Here is a 19,282-nt window from a genome sequence, read left to right as displayed (position 1 = left end):
TTAAATTAAAAATCTGGGGATATGTGTAATTCAAAGTCAGTCCTGTTTTCCGCGAATGGCGCAATCGTAATTTTAGTTTAACTTATATCAGAAAGCAGGAAATGTGCCTATTCCCAGGTATAAAAAAGGGTTGTCCCCTACGTCTTGTTCAAGGCGTAGGGGACAACCCTTTTAGCATTCATTTTAATTATGGTCTAACGAATCGTAGAAGCGTTATACTCCCCATCTGTATGTGCTTTCGCAGGTTTTGGCAGGTTTGCATCGGAATAACTTCACTGAGTTTCGTTACGTTTTGCATTCCGCGCTAAATCGCCATTTAACGCTCACTCGGTTCGTTAGCGACTTCGTATCCGTCATGCAGTGGAACAACCAAGGTAAGCAACTCCAATCAACAGCCATCTACAACAAATACACGCAACCTTTACCCAAACGAAATACGACCCGATGGATGCTCAGGCAAAATGGACGATACCAACTGCTGCACAGCCGGATGATCCGACTGCATGACCGAATTCCCGGCATCACCGCTATAGACAATCCTACCCTGATCCATCACGGCAATGCGGTCACAGATGGTCATGGCGGCCCGGATATCATGCGTGATAAAGAGATACGACAACCCATAAGATGCTCTGAGCTCTGCCAGCAAAGATAGGATTTGTGTCTGGTGCACCATATCCAGGCTGCTGATCGATTCGTCCAGTACGATTAACTTTGGCTTGAGCGCGATGGCTCGTGCGATGTTGACCCGCTGTAATTGGCCACCGCTGAACTGGTGCGGAAGCTTGCTCCCTTCCTCTGGTGTAAGTCCGACCTGCTCAAGCAGTTGTCCAACCACACGAAGTTGTTCTTTTGCCGACAAACGCTCGTAATTATCCAGCGGCTCACCGATGATCTGCGCGGCAGTCATAAGCGGATTCACAGCCGAATAACAGTCCTGGAACACGACTTGCAGATCACGTCGTAATCCCTTAAGCACGGGTTTGCTGGATCGATAGATATCCTGACCTTGAAATAAAACCTGACCCTGTCTGGGCTTCTCCAGACCAAGAATGATTTTTCCCAAGGTGCTTTTACCTGCCCCGCTCGTACCCAACAGTCCCAGACAAACACCCTTTTCAATCGTAAGTGAGATGTCTGCCAGCACAGGAGGACGTGCTCCCGAACGATCTAGCCAATTGCGTTTGCCATAGCTATGGCTCACTTCACGTACCTGAAGCATCAGGTCATCCTCCTCTCTTGTACTTGGCAGAAGCAATCTCCGAAGAAGACGAAATTACACATCACCATGTCCATTCCACCCCTACACTACCCACTCAAAATACAGTTCATACCCGCTCGCTCCACACATACACTCACTGAACGATTCAACTCACCTGTAATCACTATCGTCCCAAAGACATACTGGGTCTAGCATTTAACAACATCCGGGTATACTCATGCTGCGGCTGATCGAACAGCTGATACACATCTGCCTGCTCTACAATTCGACCCTTCTGCATGACTGCGACCTCATCTGCCATTTGCGAGATCACACCCAGATCGTGGGAGATGAGCAAGATGGATGTGCCGTATTCGGTACGTAGTCGATCCAATTCCTGAAGCACCTTCAACTGATTCACAACATCCAGTGCCGTCGTTGGTTCGTCAGCAATAACCAGAGCGGGGCGCAGGCACATCGATATGGCGATCATCACCCGCTGCAACATGCCGCCACTGAGTTGGAAGGGATATCGCTTCATCAGCTTGGCCGGCTCGGGCAGGTTCATATCTGCCAAGGCAGCAATGGCCCGCTCTCGGGCCACGGCTTTGGACATTCCCGTATGCGTACGCAAAGTTTCAATGAATTGAGATCCAATCGTATATACGGGTGTAAAAGCATTCATCGGATTCTGCATAATAAATCCGATGTCCTTGCCACGGATGCGCCGCATCTCCTCGCCAGACAACGAGCCCAGCTCCCGTCCATTCAGACGGATGCTGCCCGATACCTCCATCCTGCGCGGATTAAGCAGGTGGAGCAATGCGTTACATGTAACCGTCTTGCCGCTGCCACTCTCGCCGACCAGACCGAAGACACGACCTTTTTTTAATTCGAAATCAATAGGCGCAAGTAACGGGACGGAACCCTCCGCTGTTCTAAGATTCACTTGCAGACCTCGAACTTCGAGTACTTTCGTTGCATCATCCACCGTTACGTTCACCTCCGTGTGAGTTTGGTTCCGAATCAACTACTGTTTTGCAATGCCATAACGCTCGGATAATGCTTCACCCAAGATGTTGAACGTAATGACGACCAGCAGAATCAATGCACCCGGGTAGATCATTAACTCCGGATGACTGCGAATATAACCCGTTCCTTCATGAATCATGGCGCCCCACTCTGCATTGGGTGGTTGAATACCGAGTCCCAGGAAGGACAGTGCGGATATATCCATAATCGCCCAGCCCATCTCCAACGTACCCATGACAACAATGGGACGCTGCACGTTGGGGATGATATGTTTGCGAATAATCGTCCACGAAGAAGAGCCGCTAATCCGCGCCGCCGCGATGAAATTCCGTTCCTTCAGACTCACGACCATATTCCGGCAGATGCGTGCATAATGCACCCACTGTACCATCATGAGTGCTAGGAGCACCTGCATCAGACCTGGACCAAAAATCCCCACAATACCGAGCACCAGCACCAGATTCGGAAACGCCATAATGCCTTCACACAAGCGCATTAGCAGACTGTCCACCCAGCCACCAAGGTAACCGGAGATTGAACCTACAATGACACCTATAAGCAAAGAAGACAGAAAGATCAGGGTAGCAAAACCAAGCGACACCCGCGCGCCATATATCAGCCTGGTGAGATTGTCGCGTCCCAGATGATCCGTTCCGAGCCAATGCTCAAGCGATGGACTCGATAGCTTCTGCAACAGGTTCACCTTCACCGGGTCATGAGGGGCAATCCATGGAGCAAGTATAGCAATCCCGAAGAAAAGCAATATGATCACCGAGCAGATCTGGATGGCTCTCTGTCCTTTAAATACCGCACGCCATTTGTTTATCAATGTTCTGCCCGTCCTTTCGCCGAAATCCGTGGGTCCATATAGAGCTGCACCAGATCAACGAGCAGATTGCATACGATGAACAGGCATGCCGCGAGGAAGACATAACATTGAATCACGGGAATATCCCGGTTAAATATCGCATCAACAAAATATCGTCCGAACCCCGGCCAGGAAAACACCTGCTCTACAATAATCGTGCCTGTGAGCAGCTTGCCCATACTCATCCCCATCCCCGTAATGAGGGGGGATATAGCGATCTTCAGGACATGCTTGAGCATAATGACTCGTTCGCGAATTCCACGTGTTCTCGCGTACTGTACATACGTTTCCTGCAATTGCTCCAGTACACTGGAACGCAACAATCGGGTGTAGACCGCAATAAGAATCAAGGAGAGTGTAATCGTAGGCAGAACCAGATTCTCCCACGATCCACGCCCCTCCACAGGCAGCCAGTCCAGCTTCACCGAGAAAAAGAAAATCAGCAGGTAACCGAGCCAGAATTGCGGAATAGATGCTCCAATATAGGAAATGGCCCGGCTGACCATATCAATCCAGCTATTCTTATATATCGCTGCTAGGACTCCCAAAGGAATACTCACCAAGGCCGATAACATTATACTCCAGAAGGCTAGTTCAGCCGTAGCCGGAAGCCTTAATTTCACTTCATCCCATACGGGTTTATTGGTCAAGTAGGAGGTGCCGAAGTCAAGCTTGGCAATCTTCTGAATTGTATGCGCATATTGGGTTAACAAGGGCTGATCCAGCCCGAATTCATGCCGCTTTTGTGCAAGCAGCTCCGGTGTTGGATAGATATGAGCTGCTGTCAGATAAGCCTCTGCCGGATCAACTGGTGAGATATGAATAAGTGCAAAGGTAACAAGTGTAGCGATAAAAACGATAGGAATGATCGCGATCATTCGTTTACCAATATAGCCGATCACCAAACGTTCCTCCCTTTCATCAAGCTACATGGCCTTACCAAGGACCATCCACTTCCCTAATTAAAGTATTTACTATTTATTGATTGCCCAGTTCAATGCCGACAAACGGATTCTCATCACGGTTCGCCGGGAAAATAAAGTTGGAGATTTTCTTCTGATATACAGCCGTTTTCTTAATGTAAGAGATCGGTACGATCGCCGATTGCTCCTGAAGAGTTTTCAGGATGGAGCCATATAACTCCTGGCGTTTCGTCTCGTCTGTAGATGAAAGGGCTGCATGCACCTGATCGTCCAGTTCCTTTTTCATCGGCAACGCACTCAGGGTCTCGGAAATCCCGAATCCAGGGCTCGCTACAACGTTAATGAAAGAATGGGGATCATACGGCGCGCCATAGTTATACCAGAAATACAGGTCGAAGTCATTGGCTTTCAGACGTTTGATCTGAACCGTCAGTTCCAGTCCAGTGAGGTTTACTTTAACCCCCAGCTCGCTCCACTCAGCCTGAATGGTCTCCGCCATCGCTTTCTGAATCGGGTCCGTTTTGTCAAAAATCATTTCGAAATCAAGCTGCTGTCCGTCTTTCTCACGAACCGTACCACCAGCCGGCAGCTTCCAGCCCGCTTCATCCAGTAATGCTTTGGATTTCTCCACGTCATACGTGATCGGTTCCAGGTCTACATTGGTGTACGGATAGTTTTTGGACAATACGGTGTCGGCTGGTTCTTCCAAACCGGAAGTGACCCCCTCAACCATCGCCTGTTTGTTAAACCCTTGCTGGAGCGCCATCCGCACTCTGACATCGGACAGCTTGGGATTGGAAGAGTTCAGCAGCAGACTGCGTGTGCCCACCGGATCAGACAATTGCGTCACATATTCATCGTTGTCACGAAGCTGTTGGAATGCATCCAGACTGATCACACCTTCCCCGTAGATCAGGTCGAGATCGCCTTTTTCAAATGCAAGGACACGGGTTTCACCGTCAGGAATGATTTTGACCGTAATCTGATCTACCTTCGGTGCTGTTCCCCAATAATTCGGATTGCGTTTGAAAACAGCATATTCGTCCTGCTTGTAATCAGCCAGCATCCACGGGCCCGTTCCAACTGGCTCTTTAATGCCTTGGGAAGTATCTCCGTTATCCGGGAATCCAGCTTCACCCAGGAAGCGGAAAGGACGAACCACCGACAAATCCTGAAGAACAGGATAATATGGCTCTGTGAGTGTCAGTCGGAAAGTCTGGTCGTCCACAACCTCCGTCTTGTTGAGCACACCTACAATGCCCAGCCAGCTATGTGTATCTTTATTTTTCATTACAGCATCAAAGTTCTTTTTCACAATCTCAGCATTAAATGGCGTACCATCTGAGAATTTCACACCTTGGCGAAGCTTGAATGTATATACTTTGCCGTCATCGGAGATGGTCCATGATTCTGCCAGCGCAGGTTCCAGTTTTCCGTCCTTCTGGTAACTGATCAATGGCTCATAGAGCATGGATTGGGCAAATAATTGCGAAGGATTGTACGTATGCGGATTCATTGTACCGATATCACGCGGCCATGACATCGTAATCGACTTCGTAGATGTTTGATCCGAGGCAGCAGATGAGGACTCATCTCCACTTCCTGTATTGCTGCAACCCACAATAACAAATAACAACAAGAGCATCGTTGCCAGTGTGAGAGCCGAAGATTTGCGATGTTGTACAGACATGGATGTTGAACCCCTTTTCTCTATTTTATGATAATGATTATCATATTCATCCATTAAGAATAGGCAGGAGTCCTTCTTTTGTCAACAAAATTCGACATTATATGTATCCCTATTAAATATGCCAAAAAAGCCCTTCCTGTGGGAGGAAGAGCCACTTGACCTGAATATGCCCTCATATATAGGAATAAGCTTGCCTTTACGAATTATTCCTTGCTCACAGCACGAATATCATCGAAGATAACGTGCCCGAAACAGGTTGGGTTGAATCCACCGCATAGTATAGATGGAGAACTCCTGAATGATGATCTACATCTAAAGCTCCAAAAATGCCTGTAACGTTCGATCAGATAAACCCGGAATGTACTCGTGCCCGTACTCGTGATAGACTACCAACTCTTTATCCGAACGAATCCGGTTGTATGTTGCAAACTGGGTGGATGGCGGGCAGATGGTGTCTGCAAGTCCGGTAACAAACAAAACCTTGGCCTGAATTCGTTCAGCCAGATTGGAGATATCGATGTATCCCAGCTTGTTGAAAATAGCGTCCTCCCGCTCATGATTTGGATCAAATAACCGGAAGTAATACACCAGTTCCTCATAGGCAGAGGTTGAGGCACCCAGTTCCCAGGCTTGTCTGTAATCTGATAAAAAGGGATATACCGGCACCGCCAGCTTCACACGCGGTTCAAGTGAAGCACACGCCGTGGCTAACGCCCCACCCTGTGAACAGCCGTAGACACCCACCCGCTCCGCATCAACATGTGGCATTGACATCAGAATGCGTACGGTCTGTACCGTATCGAGGAAAACATTACGGAAATATAACTTATTGGGGTCAGGGTCATCGATGCCCCGAATGATATGTCCCCGCAGAGTTGTCCCCTTAACTTGCAGGTTATCCTCGGAAAGGCCTCCCTGTCCACGGCAATCCAATGCCAGCACGGTGATGCCATGAGCTGCATATGTAATCTTGTCGAACCAGTCGCCGCTATCACCGGAATATCCATGAAACATGGCCATTGCTTGGCCCTTGTCATCAATAGATGCTGCTATAGGCCGAACCAGCTTACCATGTATACGTGCGCCTCCCACACCCGGGAAATAAAGATGGAAGCATTCTGCAAGCGGCGATGTGAAAGCCGCTGGAATCAATTCATATTCAAGCGATTGCGCATCAAGCTCCGCGAGGGCCAGGCTCCAATAAGCATCGAAATCTTCCGGTTTCGGACTGCTTCCGCTGTATTTTTTCAACTGTTCCAATGACATGTCGCCCATGGGATTCACTCCTGTCTGCATGCACACAACACGTCTCTTCGTGAGTCATGTTCATCTCGTATTTTAAATTGATACCAAAAGAGACGCATATGAGGATATCACTGAAGATTCATCTTCACATACGTCTTCTTGTTTCTGGTTAGACTTCTACCGTGATGCCCTCATAGAACCGACGAATGACCTGCTCCGCCGGCTTACCGTAAACTCCATATCCATCATCGGTGAGCGCGTCCTTCTCCGCATAGAGATGTGCACTCCAATCCCATAGGCCGAATCCGCGTACCCAGTCACGCTGACTGACATGCCGGAACATGGCTTCATAGAAACGTCCCTGTTCCTCAGCGCTCACTTCGCCTTCCAGTCCCCAATCATTCGGTACCTGGGCTGATCCGCTGCGGCTAGGACAACCGGCTTCCGCAAAGAAAAAGGGTTTGCCATACGGAGCAATCGCCTGCTCGATTCGATTCAGCTGTGCCTCCCAATCTCCGATGGGATAGTAACCACTGGAAGAGATTACGTCCACAGCATCCCACCATTTCACATGATCTTCCTGATATTTGTCCGTGTTGTATGACACCAGTCCAGTGTACACTTCACGCACACCAGCGATCACCTCGCGCCACTCCTGATCCCGACGCTCGGATTGCACCATCTCACAGCCCACGATAAACATCTCACACTTTTCCTGCTCTGCAATGGCTGCATAATGCTTCTGAAATGCCGTGTAGCTGCGGAACCAATCCTTCCACTTCGGTTCACAAGGCACATCGATATCAAAAAAGTTAATATGTGCACGCCATGTGCCATCGGTGCAGTTGACGGTTGGTTTCAGAATGACACGCAGCCCGAGTTCACGGGCATAACGCATCATATCGACCAGTTCATCATCATCCACCAGATGTTCACCCCGATATTTGACCTCTACCGCCTGCGGATGATCCTGATGTGCCGCCAGTGCAAAAATAACATGCGAACTGCCTGTACGTTCAGCCATCAGGCGCAAGGACTCCTTCGCTTCCGGCTTGCGGAAGTCTCCCCTGCCACTCATCCAGCCAAATGTAAATCCTTTGATATATTCCATGTGCAATACTCCCCTGTGTCCCATTCACTTCATTTAAAAAACAGTCGAATATATTCACTTCCACTACGATTGCAGTACCATCTTCCGATCGCCGTTATCCCCAGATTTCTGTAAATCCCTTTTATACAAGGGAGAAATCCGGGGATAAATGCGACCACTTCGCTTCTTCAGATTGGTTCTGCACTTTCACTTCAATTACAACTTGCCTTCCTCGTGATCTCCTGCAATGACTTCGTCCGTCTCGATCACATAGTTCACGATTTCTTCGATGGTCGTATAAGCCACACCGACATAGGTGTCGGCAGCACCGTAATAGATGGCGATACGCCCGGTATCGGCATCATGCAGTGTTGCACACGGGAAGATGACATTATCCACGAAGCCTTGCTCTTCATACCATTTCTCCGGGGTCAGCACAAAGTTGGAGGAACGATATTTCACTTTGGACGGCTCATCCAGATCCAGGATGACCGCCCCCATGCTATAGACGAAACCGTTGCACGTTCCAGTTACGCCATGGTAGAACATCAGCCAGCCTTCGGACGTTTCGATCGGAGCAGGCCCGCCGCCAATTTTTACCGATTGCCACCAGCCTTGACCGCCTTTGCTCATGACATGACGATGTTTGCCCCAGTACACGAGATCCGGGCTTTCACTCAGGAAGATATCCCCGAATGGCGTATGTCCACTGTCACTTGGTCTGGACAACATCACATAGTTATCGTTGATTTTGCGCGGGAACAACACACCATTCCGGTTGAACGGCAGCATCGGATTTTCGAGACGGACAAACGTTTTGAAGTCATCCGTCTTCGCCAGTCCTAATGCAGCGCCGTAGAAGTCCGTACACCAGATGATGTAATATGTATCCTCCACTTTGACCAGACGTGGGTCGTAAGCATAGTTCGGCATAAACGGATCGCCATTTTCATCGACAAAGGCAATGCGTTCCTCTTCAATCGTCCACTCCAGACCGTCCTCACTCGCTCCCATGTGAAGATGCGGACGTCCATTAACGGTTTCAGCGCGGAATACCCCAATGAATTTCCCTTCATAAGGTACAACGGCACTGTTGAAGATACGGGCAACGCCTTTAACCGGGTTACGCGGAACTACCGGATTCGCCGAATGTCTCCATACCGGCCCTTCTGTTCCCTCCGGTTTGGCTTCCCACGGCATATTCGGCAAAGCATCCCCCACAATGTGTACGTTTTTCTTTTCAGCAACTGACATTTTCATTTCTCCCTTCGGTTAGGCTTTTATGAAATGAACATTTTAAATTTACACAAGGTCACTTTGATGACAGAACAACCTTCCGATCGCCATTATCCCCAGATTTTTTGATCCCTTATGAAAGGGGAACATCCAGTTATAGCGTATGCTTACGAAGTGAGCTTTCTTTCAGAAATCTTTTAGCGAACACTCCGTTTCTCCTGCTTTTTTCTGTCCTCTTCGTTCCTGTGCATTCTCATTGCATTTCATAAAACCTTTCGTCGTTTCATTCATTTAACAGAGCCTTGTGCGAAGCCGTTATAGATGTACTTCTGTAACAGCAGGAAGATGATCATCGTTGGTATAATGGCGATCATGATGCCGGCACTGATGACCTCCCACTGCGATCCGAACGGTCCCTTGAATTTGAACAAGGCAGTGGATATGACCTGTAGATCGGTCTTCGGCATGTACAGAAACGGTGTGTAGAAGTCGTTATAAATGTTAACGCCCTTCACGATAATGACCGTTACAATGGCCGGTTTCAGCAATGGCAAGATGATTTTCCAGTAGATCGTGAAGTACGAAGCACCGTCCAGCATGGCGGATTCATCCAATGCACTGGAGATGGAGCCCAGAAATTGCAGGAAGATATACACCGCGATGATATCTGTACCCAAGTACATCACGATGGCTGCCCAGCGTGTGTTGAACAGGTCGAGCGCGTTGATGATCTGGAATGTGGCAACCTGCGTTGTCACACTGGGGATCAGGGTAGCGAGCAGGAATGCGGCGACCATGATCTTTTTGCCTTTGAATTTGAACCGATCCAACACATACGCAATCATGGAACCCGTTAAGGTTGCACCGATAATGGAAATGACCAGGATAATAATTGTATTTTTGAAACCGACCAGCATGTTGCCGTCCACGAATGCCTTCGCATAGTTCGCAAAGTTCAGCCAGTTGGCTGGTGGGGCAAGCGGGCTGCTGGTGGCGTATTCCGCATTGGTTTTGAGGGATGCAAACAGGATCACCACGATAGGTAACAGTGCGATAAACGCCGCAATAATCAAGGAAGCATATTTAACTACGCTCGCAAGGGTGTATTTGAATTGTGTCACGTTCATTCCTCCCCTTTCATGGTGACGCGCTGCACGAGCGTAACGAGAATAACGATTAAGAGCAGCACGACTGCCATGGCAGATGCCAGTCCTAGCTTGCCATATTTAAACGCCAAGTGAACCGTTTGGATGACAAATGTCATACTGCCGTTGGAACCATCGGTCATGATATATGGAATATCGAACGCACTAATTGCGCCGCTAATGGCCAAGATCAGGTTAAGCTGCAGGATGCGCGCAATACTCGGCAGAATGATATGGCGGAATTGCTGCCAGCGATTGGCGCCGTCAATATCCGAAGCTTCATATACATCCTTCGGGATGGAGGAGATTGCACCCAGGAAGATAATAAAGTTGAAGCCCATGTATCTCCATACCGATGCGCCTGCAAGGGACACATTGATGATATTCGGATTACCGAGCCAAAGCTGCGTGTATTGTCCAAGCCCTACAGCATGCATGAGCATATCGAGTGTGCCGTCCGGTTTGAAGAAAAAGAGGAAGATAAAACCGATAGCTACCCCATTCAGCAAATAGGGGAAGAACAGTATGCCTTTGAAGAAGTTTTTTCCTCGGACTTTGAAACTCAGAATTGTGGCAAAGTAGAGCGCCAGGCCCATCTGCACGAACGTAGCCGCGAAGTAGTACAAACTAACAATAAATACTTTGAAGTATTCCGGATCACTGAAGATGCGTGTATAGTTCTCAAACCCAACATAATCGAATCTTTTGCTGTATCCATTCCAATCGGTGAAACTGTATTTGAACATGTTGATGACCGGTAAGTATGCAAACGTGAACAGCAACGCCAGCGGAATAATTGAGAAGGCACAGATGATAAATATGCGTTGCGCTGAGTAACCCCAATTCGAAACCTTTAAGTACTTCATGCTCTCCACACCTCCAAGCGGTTGACCCGCCTATATATCGAAAGACTCCCGTTCAGGAAAATTGGGCTGAACAACTGCCGGGGAAGGCATCCGGCACCATAACTTCAGACACCATTTGCCCCCATGCAACATGGATTTTATCCCATGCTCCCGTAGTCTGTTCACCACTTGACCACTTACGTTAATCCCATTATTTTGTGAGTTCTGCTCGTGCTTTTACCCACTTGTCATTCAGGTCCTTCATGATGTCGTCATAGGATTCCTTGCGGTTACCAATACCTGCTTCGATAATGCGTTTCTTAAAGTCAGGCTGCCAGAGGCCGATTTCGCCTTCGTTATCAATCTTGTCAACGAGACCTTCCTGACCTTCTTTGGCAGGGGTGAGCGTGGAGAATTTCACATCTTTATATTGATCCAAAATCGGTGGCAATTTCGCGTTTTTGTCTGCATCCATACCGCCGCCCTGTTCAACTGCATAGTTTGACTTCGCCAGGAACCAGTCAATCCAGGCTTTAGCAGCAGGTTTGTTCTCGCTGTTCACGTTCATCCCGATGTTATAGTCTGCGGAGAGTGGTACCACAACATCACTTGCATTGGTTGGGAAAGGAAGAAATCCAATGTCGTCCGGCGTATCTGTCATCCCTTGAATCTGTGTGATGGCCCAAGAGCCAAGTGCCATTGTGGCAATTTTGCCTTTGGCCAGATCCGCTTTGGAGCTTTCCCAGTCGGTTGTCGTTGGGTCTTTCTCGATCAGACCATTCTTGGCTGCATCATAGAGCACTTTGTACAGTTCATAGTGCGGCTGACCAGGCACAAAGTTATCATCTGTGTTCGGTTGGTCCACGTTCACATAATCTACGCTACCCGCAACGGTTGGCAGATCCGCTTCCCATTGAGTAAGCGCCCAGCCGGATGCATAGTTGGTATACAAAGGAATTGCATCGGTGTTATCTTTCACCAATTGAAGCGCTGCCTGGAATTGCTCAGGCGTCTTAGGCACTTCATTGATACCGGCATCCTTGAATACCTGTTTGTTATAGATGATTCCTGAGAACGTAATAACGGTTGGTATACCATACACTTGACCGTCTACCATACGTTCTTCAATGGCCGTGTATTTGTCTTTTAATTCATCATAAGTGCCGAGCGGCTCGAAGAAGTCAGGGATATCCGCGATTGGTACACTGGTCGGAATCATCAGTACGTCACCATAATCCTTGGTGCTCATACGGATCTTCACTTGTCCTTCATAGTCAGCCAGCGCTTGGAAGTTTACTTTGACATCCGGGTATTCCTTATTGAACTCGGCCGCGTAGTCTTTGAACACAGTATCCACAATATCTGTCCGTTGTGTAAGGACGGTAATTTCACCCTTAATATCTGCAGGATCTGTACTGATCTCCTCCCCTGCCTGCGAAGATCCACCTCCGGATGAACATGCAGCAAGTAGTGAAGTGATGAGCAGCATCGTCAGCAACATCATCCAACCTTTGTTTTTTCTCAATTGTTTCGACCCCTCTCTTAATTTAATTAAGTTATCGTTAAGGTTACAAAATGAATTCTATTATGGTAACGCTTACCTGTCAATTCATTTATTTAGAACCTAACAAGAAAAATTGCGAGGTAATTCGTTGACATCTGTTTTTCAGAGCACTAATATTATTTTATAAAGTTACCGTTAACTTAAATATATAAACTGATTAAACATTTACACGAAACGGAGAGGACAGAAAGAACCTGAAGAAGCGGAGCGTTCGCCTTTATCTCCGGATTTTCTCCTTATGACAAGGAATTTAAAAATCTGGGGATAACAGCGATCGGAAGGTTATTCTGTCATCGGAGTGGCCAATGTAAATATTCTTTAGTCCGTTTATATTTTAAGATTTAAGTAACACGTTGAAGGAGCGCTCACTTATGAATACAAAAACATCCCAACTCCAATCTGAGATCAAGGAGCATTGGGAAAAGCAGATTTTACCCTTCTGGTCCAACCTAAAAGATACATCCCACGGTGGGTTCTACGGTTGGGTGGGCAATGATCTTCAGGTGAATCAACAGGCCCCGAAAGGCGGGATCGCCACGGCACGGCAACTCTGGTCTTTTGCAGCGGCGTATCGGGTTACCGGGCAGGAGATCTGGCGGGACCACGCCGAACACGCATACCGTTTTCTCGCCGACCATGTGATGGATACCGAACATGGTGGGATGTACTGGATGGTAGATTACACAGGGGAAGCGCTGGACACGAGCAAACATGTGTATACGCAATCCTTCGGCGTGTACTCACTCAGTGAGTACTATCGCGCTACCGGGGATGCTTCTGCATTGGAACTTGCGAAAACGCTTTTTGCTCTCATTGAGGACAAAGGTCTGGATGCCGAACTGCCTGCGTACAAGGAACAATTTGATCGTACATGGAAGGAACAGCCCAATGAAATGCTGAGCGAAAACGGGGTGATTGCGGATTACACCATGAATACGCATATCCATGTGTTAGAGGCCTACACCACACTCTATCGCGTGTGGCCAGATCAGCAAGTGAAGGCGGCGCTGGAACGCCTGCTCGGCATTCTATATGAACGGGTGTATGACCAAGACACCACGTTTCTCGGGGTATTTTTCAACAAACAGTGGGAGTCCATCATTGATCTGCGCTCGTTCGGACATGACATTGAAGCCAGCTGGCTGATCGACGAAGCACTGAAAGTTCTGGGGATGGAGCAACATCCGGAGTATGCGGCGATGGTAACGGATATTGCTTATAGCATCTCCAATGTGGCCGTGAATGCCGATGGTTCCCTGCTCAATGAACAAGAAGGTGAACATATCGATGAGAAGCGAATCTGGTGGGTTCAGGCGGAGGCGATGGTCGGTTTCTATAACGCGTATCAGCGCACAGGTGATCCACTGTTTCTGGAGAGAGTGGAACGGCTGTGGAACTACACGAAGGAGAACATCATTGATCAGCGTGCTGGCGGAGAATGGTACTGGTCGGTGGACGGGAACGGAACACCGGATCAGAGCGAAATTGCCGGACCGTGGAAATGCCCGTATCACAACAGCAGATTCTGTATTGAACTAATCGAGAGGATGGGATCAGAATGATACACCCGAAATACAAGGAGTTACTGGAGGAACAGGAGCAGTTGCTTGCCCGCCCCAATGAGATCAACTCTTCCTTCTACAATGGCGTATATGATCGGTATCAATATCCGGTCATCACTCGCCATCATGTACCGCTGCATTGGAGATTCGATCTGGATGAGACGACGAACCCGCATTTTATGGAACGCCTGGGCATTAACGCAACGCTGAATCCGGGAGCCATCTATTTCAATGGCAAATACATCATGGTCATTCGTACGGAAGGATTGGATCGTAAATCGATCTTTGCGCTTGCGGAGAGTGACAATGGAATTGACGGGTTCCGTTTCACGGGTAAACCACTGGTCTGGGATGATATCGATGCCGATGAAACGAATCAGTATGATATGCGCCTCGTTCAACATGAAGATGGCTGGATCTACGGCATCTATTGTTCGGAACGCAAAGACCCGGAGGCTCCTGCATTTGATACATCCAGCGCAGTGGCACAGGCAGGACTGGTTCGGACACGAGATCTCACAAGCTGGGAACGGTTGCCCAACATCACAACGAATTCCCCTCAACAGCGCAATGTCGTATTGCACCCGGAATTCGTGGATGGAAAATATGCCTTCTACACCCGTCCACAGGACGGATTCATCTCGACTGGTAGCGGCGGCGGTATCGCCTTCGGTCTGTGTGAAGACATCCTGAACCCGGTCATTCATGAAGAGACGGTTATTGATGAACGGCAGTATCATACGGTTTACGAAGTCAAAAACGGCCAAGGCCCTGCTCCGCTCAAGACGGATCGTGGCTGGATTCACATTGCTCACGGGGTTCGGAACACCGCAGCAGGACTGCGTTATGTGTTGTACACTTTCGCAACGGATCTGAATGATCCGACGCGTATGATTGCCAAGCCGGGCGGCCACTTCATTGCCCCTTATGACGACGAGCGTGTAGGCGATGTGTCCAATGTTATTTTCTGCAACGGTGCCGTAGTCAATGAGAAGCAAGAAGTCTTTATCTATTACGCATCCAGTGATACCCGCTGTCATGTGGCAACTACCACTCTGGAGAAACTGGTTGATTATACGTTCAACACACCGGCCGATCCATATCGTTCCCTGGACTGTGCCAGCCAGCGGGGTCAGCTGATTGAACAGAATGAGAAGCTTTTACAGAAACAATTAACGTAACATCGGTAGAGCGTCCTCTCAGGGAAACCTGCAATGTGCTGAAAATTAGCGAAGCAACAGCCAGAATGGCTTTATTCCAAGTGGGTAACGATGTATACTGATATGGATTGTTATTATGTTGGAGGAAAGCACTCATCATAGTGACAGCACATTGTGCCTATACCGGCTTGAAGGAGGCGACCATACTGAAGAACAATATCACCATGCGGGATATCGCCGACAGGCTCGGGGTCAGCAGTGTGACCGTCTCGAAAGCGTTGAATGATAAAGATGGCGTGAGTGGCGAATTAAAAGAAAAAATTAAAGTGCTTGCTGTTGAAATGGGCTATCGGTATAATGCCGCTGCCCGTTCGATGAAGGAAGGCTTAACCCATAATATTGGCGTAATTATCCCGGAGCGTTTTACCGGACCTACGCAGTCGTTCTATGTACGCGTGTTCCAGCGCATCACCAAACATCTGGAGGAACAGGGCTACTACGGCATTCTGCACATTCTGAATGTGGAGGATGAAGAAGAATTAACATTGCCCAAGCTGTACAGCGACAACAAAGTCGATGGTTTTATCGTGCTCGGGCAGATCAGCAAAGAGTATATTGAACTGGTGCGATCAATGGAAGTTCCCAAAATGTTTCTCGACTTCTATGATGAACATTCGGACATTGATTCCGTCGTTACCGATAACTTCTACGCTGCCTATGAGCTGACGAACTATTTGGTTCAGCAGGGCCACCGTAACATTGCTTATGTAGGGAACCTGTATTCCACGAGCAGCATCCAGGACCGATTCCTCGGGTATTACAAATCCTTGCTGGAACATCGGTTGCCGATGAATCCAAATCTAATTCTGAATGATCGGGATGAACGGGGTACGTTTATTGAGATCGATCTGCCTGAGCAGTTGCCAACGGCCTTTGTATGCAACTGTGATCAGGTCGCCCATCTGCTGGTTCAAAAACTGAATTCGATGGATATTCAGGTGCCTGGCCAATGCTCTGTTGTTGGTTTTGATAATGATATCTATGCCATGCTCTCCGATCCCAAACTGACAACTGTCGAAGTGGATGTGGAACAGATGGCGCGCACGGCAGTCCAGTCGATGCTCAAAAAGGTCGACAACCCGAACCGCAGTTTCGGCCGTGTTCATGTGAAAGGTAATATCATCTATCGTGACTCAGTGAGTGCTGCGTCTGCCTCATCAGATACAAATGGATAGCCGAATAATAGAATTTAAAAAACGAACACAGATGGCTGGCCTCTATCTTATTGGCCAGTCTTTTCTGATGCTCCGGGGCTTAATAACGACGACGATCTGTTGAATCCATCAAAAATGTAGTCGTTCTCCAAATCGAGAGAATGAGAATCAGCTCATACACATTGGTTAAAGCCCCACTCTTCACGGGCAGGGAGATTAGCTGCCCTGCAAACAATAACGCAGTCCCAATAAACAGCCATACCCATTGATGTTTGAAAAGCACAATCAAGCTAACAAACAAGAGTACAATGCCCACGATGATAACCATCATCGGCGGACCTCCATGACCTTCTGCCATATATCGCAGTACTCCATACTCTTCTATAGCAGTGAGATTTTTAACCTCGGATAAAGTAAAGCCTACAATCTGGTAGATAACCAGACCCAGCGTTATCAGCCAGGCGATCACTTTCGTTATACTTCTATTTGCAAACTTGGCACCTGAGCTACGCAAGATATGGTAGCCAACAAGAATAAGGGTTGGCGTAGCGAAGGCATGTAGCCAAAATCGAAGGCTACTAAGAACGGTTAACAATTCCCCTTCTCCTAACAGGTTGCCTACAGCAATAATTCCATTATCATATGCCAAGCTAAACGCTACGAATAGCTGAAAACTGGAATATGTGAGCCATTGCTTTCTCTGGGTTAAAACGCCGGCCATCCGAATAACAAGTATTAAATAAACAAGAGTCAGTGCGGAGTATAGCCATACATCCAAGCTGCTTCACCATCCTTATATCCAAACTCATATTCACTTGCTCATTTTTGTTTATAATTAACTAGTTATCATTTCCATTCATTTATTATATTTACCAGTAAGTATAATTACAAGACGAACTTGTATTAATAACTGTTTATAGAGCTAATTTATACAATAAAGAGTACTCCCGGCTATCGCAGCTGCAGGAGTACTCTTTTCTTGTTTGAAGAAAGAACCAGCAACAGAATACCCCGATACCCCTCGCTTTGTTCTCAGACTTACATCACATCATCGCCTAATAACTCGTCTTCAACCAATTGTCCTTGGACCAAGTCAGTTTACCCGAACCCGCCCCATTGGATGCTGTGAGGCGTGCATTCAGCGTAGATGGATCATCCGTCGTATAGCTGTAAGGAAGTGTCGAGAAGCCATTCCAGGAGAATGATTTTACCACGGCCGGGACTGGTGCCAGTGGACTGCCAGATGTATCACTGCTGCCCCGGAAGGAGCTTCCATCCAAAGAATACATTGTATCGGTCACTCTGATTTTGCCGGTATAGGTCGGGTCTGCCGGATCGGTCTGATTGTTACGAACAGGATACAGCACGTCCTTGATGACCGATTTCTCCACCAATACAGCTCCGCTTTCCGTAGAGATAGCCCCATTGCCAATAATATCGAACTTATAACCTTTGGACGCAATCGCTGTTGCCATTGCCGTTGTAATTTTGGCTTTAGCGGCACGTGCCCCTGTTGCATCCATCACGATGTTATACGCATGTGCGTTGCCTCCACGCAGGCGTGGCATCCGGTCCTGAATGTCTTTGTAGAGATTATGGTGCAGCGTCATGGACAGATTGGCATTAGCCGACTCCAGGCTGGTGGAACCGACCAGATGTCCTTTCTTTTGCGGTCCAGAGATGGCAATAATATCGGCTTTGCTGAGACCTACAGCACTGCTGCGCAGGTAGTTGTACATCGGATAGGAAGCCTTATTCGCTTCCAACTCGTTAATCTGCTGGGTAACCCAGCTGTTCGAGCTGCCGTCATCCCCTTTGAAGAGGGACCAGGAGATGGTCACGCCGCTGGTTCCTTTTTTCGAATCGATGAGTCCGTCATAAGCTTTATTGAATGTACAGTGATCAATCCATACGTTGCTGTTCTCTTCCAGGGTGATATAATCCCAATCGTTCTTGTCGTAATCGCCTTTGGTCGATTCATCCCATTCCCATAACTCATCGAATTCCAGGTTGCGGATGATCACGTTGGAGCTTCGCTTCACGCTAATCGCAGCGTGTTTGATTTTGGAACCATTGGCGGAGAAAATGGTGAGTCCATTGAAACCGTCCACTGTAATTTTACTTACACCTGTCTGTTTCAATACAGGATGCGTCAACGCATCATTATGCTTGGCAAACGGCGAAGTCTGCGCTGCACTCGGAATCTCATTCCATCCCAGATTCAGATCGTTCATGATCTCAACGACTTTGACACCGGAGTTCTTTTTCAGAGCCAGTGCCAGATCAGTCGCATTATACACTTTCTTATACGTAGCTGTGTTGGATTCGCTGACGATGCCGCCGCCCGTGTTGCCTTGGGAGAAACCTGTGAGATTGTAGTCTGCGTTGCCTGCTGCCTGAACACTTGCTGGTCCGGATAATAATGTTAGCCCCAAGGTTAGAGCCAAGGCTGCGCTGCACCAGCTTCGAATTGTAGTTTTCATAGAATTCATTCCTCCCGAAATATG

General features: G+C 48.0%; 16 protein-coding genes. 3 read left to right on the top strand and 13 right to left on the bottom strand.

What is annotated here, in order from left to right; genetic code table 11:
• Positions 1 to 421 precede the first annotated feature (421 nt).
• The 11 genes from nikE to ACX9NY_RS25160 all read right to left on the bottom strand — a co-directional run bounded on the left by nikE (position 422) and on the right by ACX9NY_RS25160 (position 12,800).
• Complete coding sequence (gene nikE / locus ACX9NY_RS25210; RefSeq protein WP_472475752.1) at positions 422 to 1,222, bottom strand: nickel import ATP-binding protein NikE; 801 nt, start codon at positions 1,220 to 1,222, stop codon at positions 422 to 424.
• A gap of 163 nt (positions 1,223 to 1,385) precedes the next feature.
• A complete protein-coding gene (locus tag ACX9NY_RS25205; protein ID WP_339257873.1) occupies positions 1,386 to 2,192 on the bottom strand; it encodes an ABC transporter ATP-binding protein in 807 nt (268 codons plus the stop codon).
• A 39-nt stretch (positions 2,193 to 2,231) separates the two neighbouring features.
• Positions 2,232 to 3,062 (bottom strand): nickel ABC transporter permease subunit NikC, encoded by an 831-nt coding sequence (gene nikC / locus ACX9NY_RS25200; protein ID WP_339257874.1) that lies wholly within the window; start codon positions 3,060 to 3,062, stop codon positions 2,232 to 2,234.
• On the bottom strand, positions 3,059 to 4,003 hold the full coding sequence (nikB, locus tag ACX9NY_RS25195) for a nickel ABC transporter permease subunit NikB (protein ID WP_472475750.1): 945 nt from the start codon (positions 4,001 to 4,003) through the stop codon (positions 3,059 to 3,061). Before nikB ends, nikC begins: the two co-directional genes overlap by 4 nt.
• A gap of 76 nt (positions 4,004 to 4,079) precedes the next feature.
• Positions 4,080 to 5,714, bottom strand: a complete 1,635-nt coding sequence (nikA, locus tag ACX9NY_RS25190) for a nickel ABC transporter substrate-binding protein (protein ID WP_472475748.1) — start codon at positions 5,712 to 5,714, stop codon at positions 4,080 to 4,082.
• Between the two features lie 312 nt (positions 5,715 to 6,026).
• Positions 6,027 to 6,989 (bottom strand): acetylxylan esterase, encoded by a 963-nt coding sequence (locus tag ACX9NY_RS25185; RefSeq protein WP_472475746.1) that lies wholly within the window; start codon positions 6,987 to 6,989, stop codon positions 6,027 to 6,029.
• A 139-nt stretch (positions 6,990 to 7,128) separates the two neighbouring features.
• Positions 7,129 to 8,070, bottom strand: coding sequence for a glycoside hydrolase family 113 (locus ACX9NY_RS25180; protein WP_472475744.1), 942 nt, complete (start codon positions 8,068 to 8,070; stop codon positions 7,129 to 7,131).
• Between the two features lie 195 nt (positions 8,071 to 8,265).
• The gene (locus ACX9NY_RS25175) at positions 8,266 to 9,303 is read right to left on the bottom strand and encodes a glycoside hydrolase family 130 protein (RefSeq protein ID WP_339238627.1); all 1,038 of its coding nucleotides are present in this window, start codon (positions 9,301 to 9,303) and stop codon (positions 8,266 to 8,268) included.
• Positions 9,304 to 9,572: 269 nt separating this feature from the next.
• Positions 9,573 to 10,412, bottom strand: a complete 840-nt coding sequence (locus tag ACX9NY_RS25170; protein WP_339238628.1) for a carbohydrate ABC transporter permease — start codon at positions 10,410 to 10,412, stop codon at positions 9,573 to 9,575.
• Complete coding sequence (locus tag ACX9NY_RS25165; protein ID WP_472475742.1) at positions 10,409 to 11,296, bottom strand: carbohydrate ABC transporter permease; 888 nt, start codon at positions 11,294 to 11,296, stop codon at positions 10,409 to 10,411. Before ACX9NY_RS25165 ends, ACX9NY_RS25170 begins: the two co-directional genes overlap by 4 nt.
• Positions 11,297 to 11,486: 190 nt before the next feature.
• On the bottom strand, positions 11,487 to 12,800 hold the full coding sequence (locus ACX9NY_RS25160) for an ABC transporter substrate-binding protein (protein WP_472475740.1): 1,314 nt from the start codon (positions 12,798 to 12,800) through the stop codon (positions 11,487 to 11,489).
• Between the two features lie 410 nt (positions 12,801 to 13,210).
• Here ACX9NY_RS25160 and ACX9NY_RS25155 point away from each other — a divergent pair, with 410 nt between their 5' ends.
• From ACX9NY_RS25155 to ACX9NY_RS25145, 3 genes are all read left to right on the top strand, one after another.
• Complete coding sequence (locus tag ACX9NY_RS25155) at positions 13,211 to 14,401, top strand: AGE family epimerase/isomerase (protein ID WP_472475738.1); 1,191 nt, start codon at positions 13,211 to 13,213, stop codon at positions 14,399 to 14,401.
• Positions 14,398 to 15,582: a glycoside hydrolase family 130 protein gene (locus ACX9NY_RS25150; protein WP_339257882.1), complete on the top strand. Its 1,185-nt coding sequence runs from the start codon at positions 14,398 to 14,400 to the stop codon at positions 15,580 to 15,582. The genes ACX9NY_RS25155 and ACX9NY_RS25150 overlap by 4 nt, the downstream gene beginning before the upstream one ends.
• 140 nt (positions 15,583 to 15,722) lie before the next feature.
• A complete protein-coding gene (locus ACX9NY_RS25145; protein ID WP_342571364.1) occupies positions 15,723 to 16,796 on the top strand; it encodes a substrate-binding domain-containing protein in 1,074 nt (357 codons plus the stop codon).
• A gap of 79 nt (positions 16,797 to 16,875) precedes the next feature.
• On the opposite strand, the gene ACX9NY_RS25140 is transcribed toward ACX9NY_RS25145, so the two are convergent.
• Together ACX9NY_RS25140 and ACX9NY_RS25135 are read right to left on the bottom strand one after the other, a co-directional pair.
• Positions 16,876 to 17,553 carry a hypothetical protein gene (locus tag ACX9NY_RS25140; RefSeq protein WP_472475736.1) on the bottom strand — a complete coding sequence of 226 codons (678 nt, stop codon included), beginning with the start codon at positions 17,551 to 17,553 and terminating at the stop codon, positions 16,876 to 16,878.
• A gap of 277 nt (positions 17,554 to 17,830) precedes the next feature.
• Positions 17,831 to 19,258 carry a pectate lyase family protein gene (locus tag ACX9NY_RS25135; RefSeq protein ID WP_472475734.1) on the bottom strand — a complete coding sequence of 476 codons (1,428 nt, stop codon included), beginning with the start codon at positions 19,256 to 19,258 and terminating at the stop codon, positions 17,831 to 17,833.
• Positions 19,259 to 19,282: the final 24 nt, after the last annotated feature.

The sequence above is a fragment of the Paenibacillus sp. CB74 genome (genome assembly GCF_055687625.1).
Note: the sequence above shows the minus strand (reverse complement) of the source record. Positions and strands in the feature narration are given on the sequence as shown.

Coding starts and splice junctions, on each gene's coding strand:
- nikE (WP_472475752.1), bottom strand. CDS start 1,222: ATGCTTCAGGTACGTGAAGTGAGCCATAGCTATGGCAAACGCAATTGG.
- ACX9NY_RS25185 (WP_472475746.1), bottom strand. CDS start 6,989: ATGGGCGACATGTCATTGGAACAGTTGAAAAAATACAGCGGAAGCAGT.
- nikA (WP_472475748.1), bottom strand. CDS start 5,714: ATGTCTGTACAACATCGCAAATCTTCGGCTCTCACACTGGCAACGATG.
- ACX9NY_RS25135 (WP_472475734.1), bottom strand. CDS start 19,258: ATGAAAACTACAATTCGAAGCTGGTGCAGCGCAGCCTTGGCTCTAACC.
- ACX9NY_RS25175 (WP_339238627.1), bottom strand. CDS start 9,303: ATGTCAGTTGCTGAAAAGAAAAACGTACACATTGTGGGGGATGCTTTG.
- ACX9NY_RS25165 (WP_472475742.1), bottom strand. CDS start 11,296: ATGAAGTACTTAAAGGTTTCGAATTGGGGTTACTCAGCGCAACGCATA.
- ACX9NY_RS25180 (WP_472475744.1), bottom strand. CDS start 8,070: ATGGAATATATCAAAGGATTTACATTTGGCTGGATGAGTGGCAGGGGA.
- ACX9NY_RS25150 (WP_339257882.1), top strand. CDS start 14,398: ATGATACACCCGAAATACAAGGAGTTACTGGAGGAACAGGAGCAGTTG.
- ACX9NY_RS25170 (WP_339238628.1), bottom strand. CDS start 10,412: ATGAACGTGACACAATTCAAATACACCCTTGCGAGCGTAGTTAAATAT.
- ACX9NY_RS25155 (WP_472475738.1), top strand. CDS start 13,211: ATGAATACAAAAACATCCCAACTCCAATCTGAGATCAAGGAGCATTGG.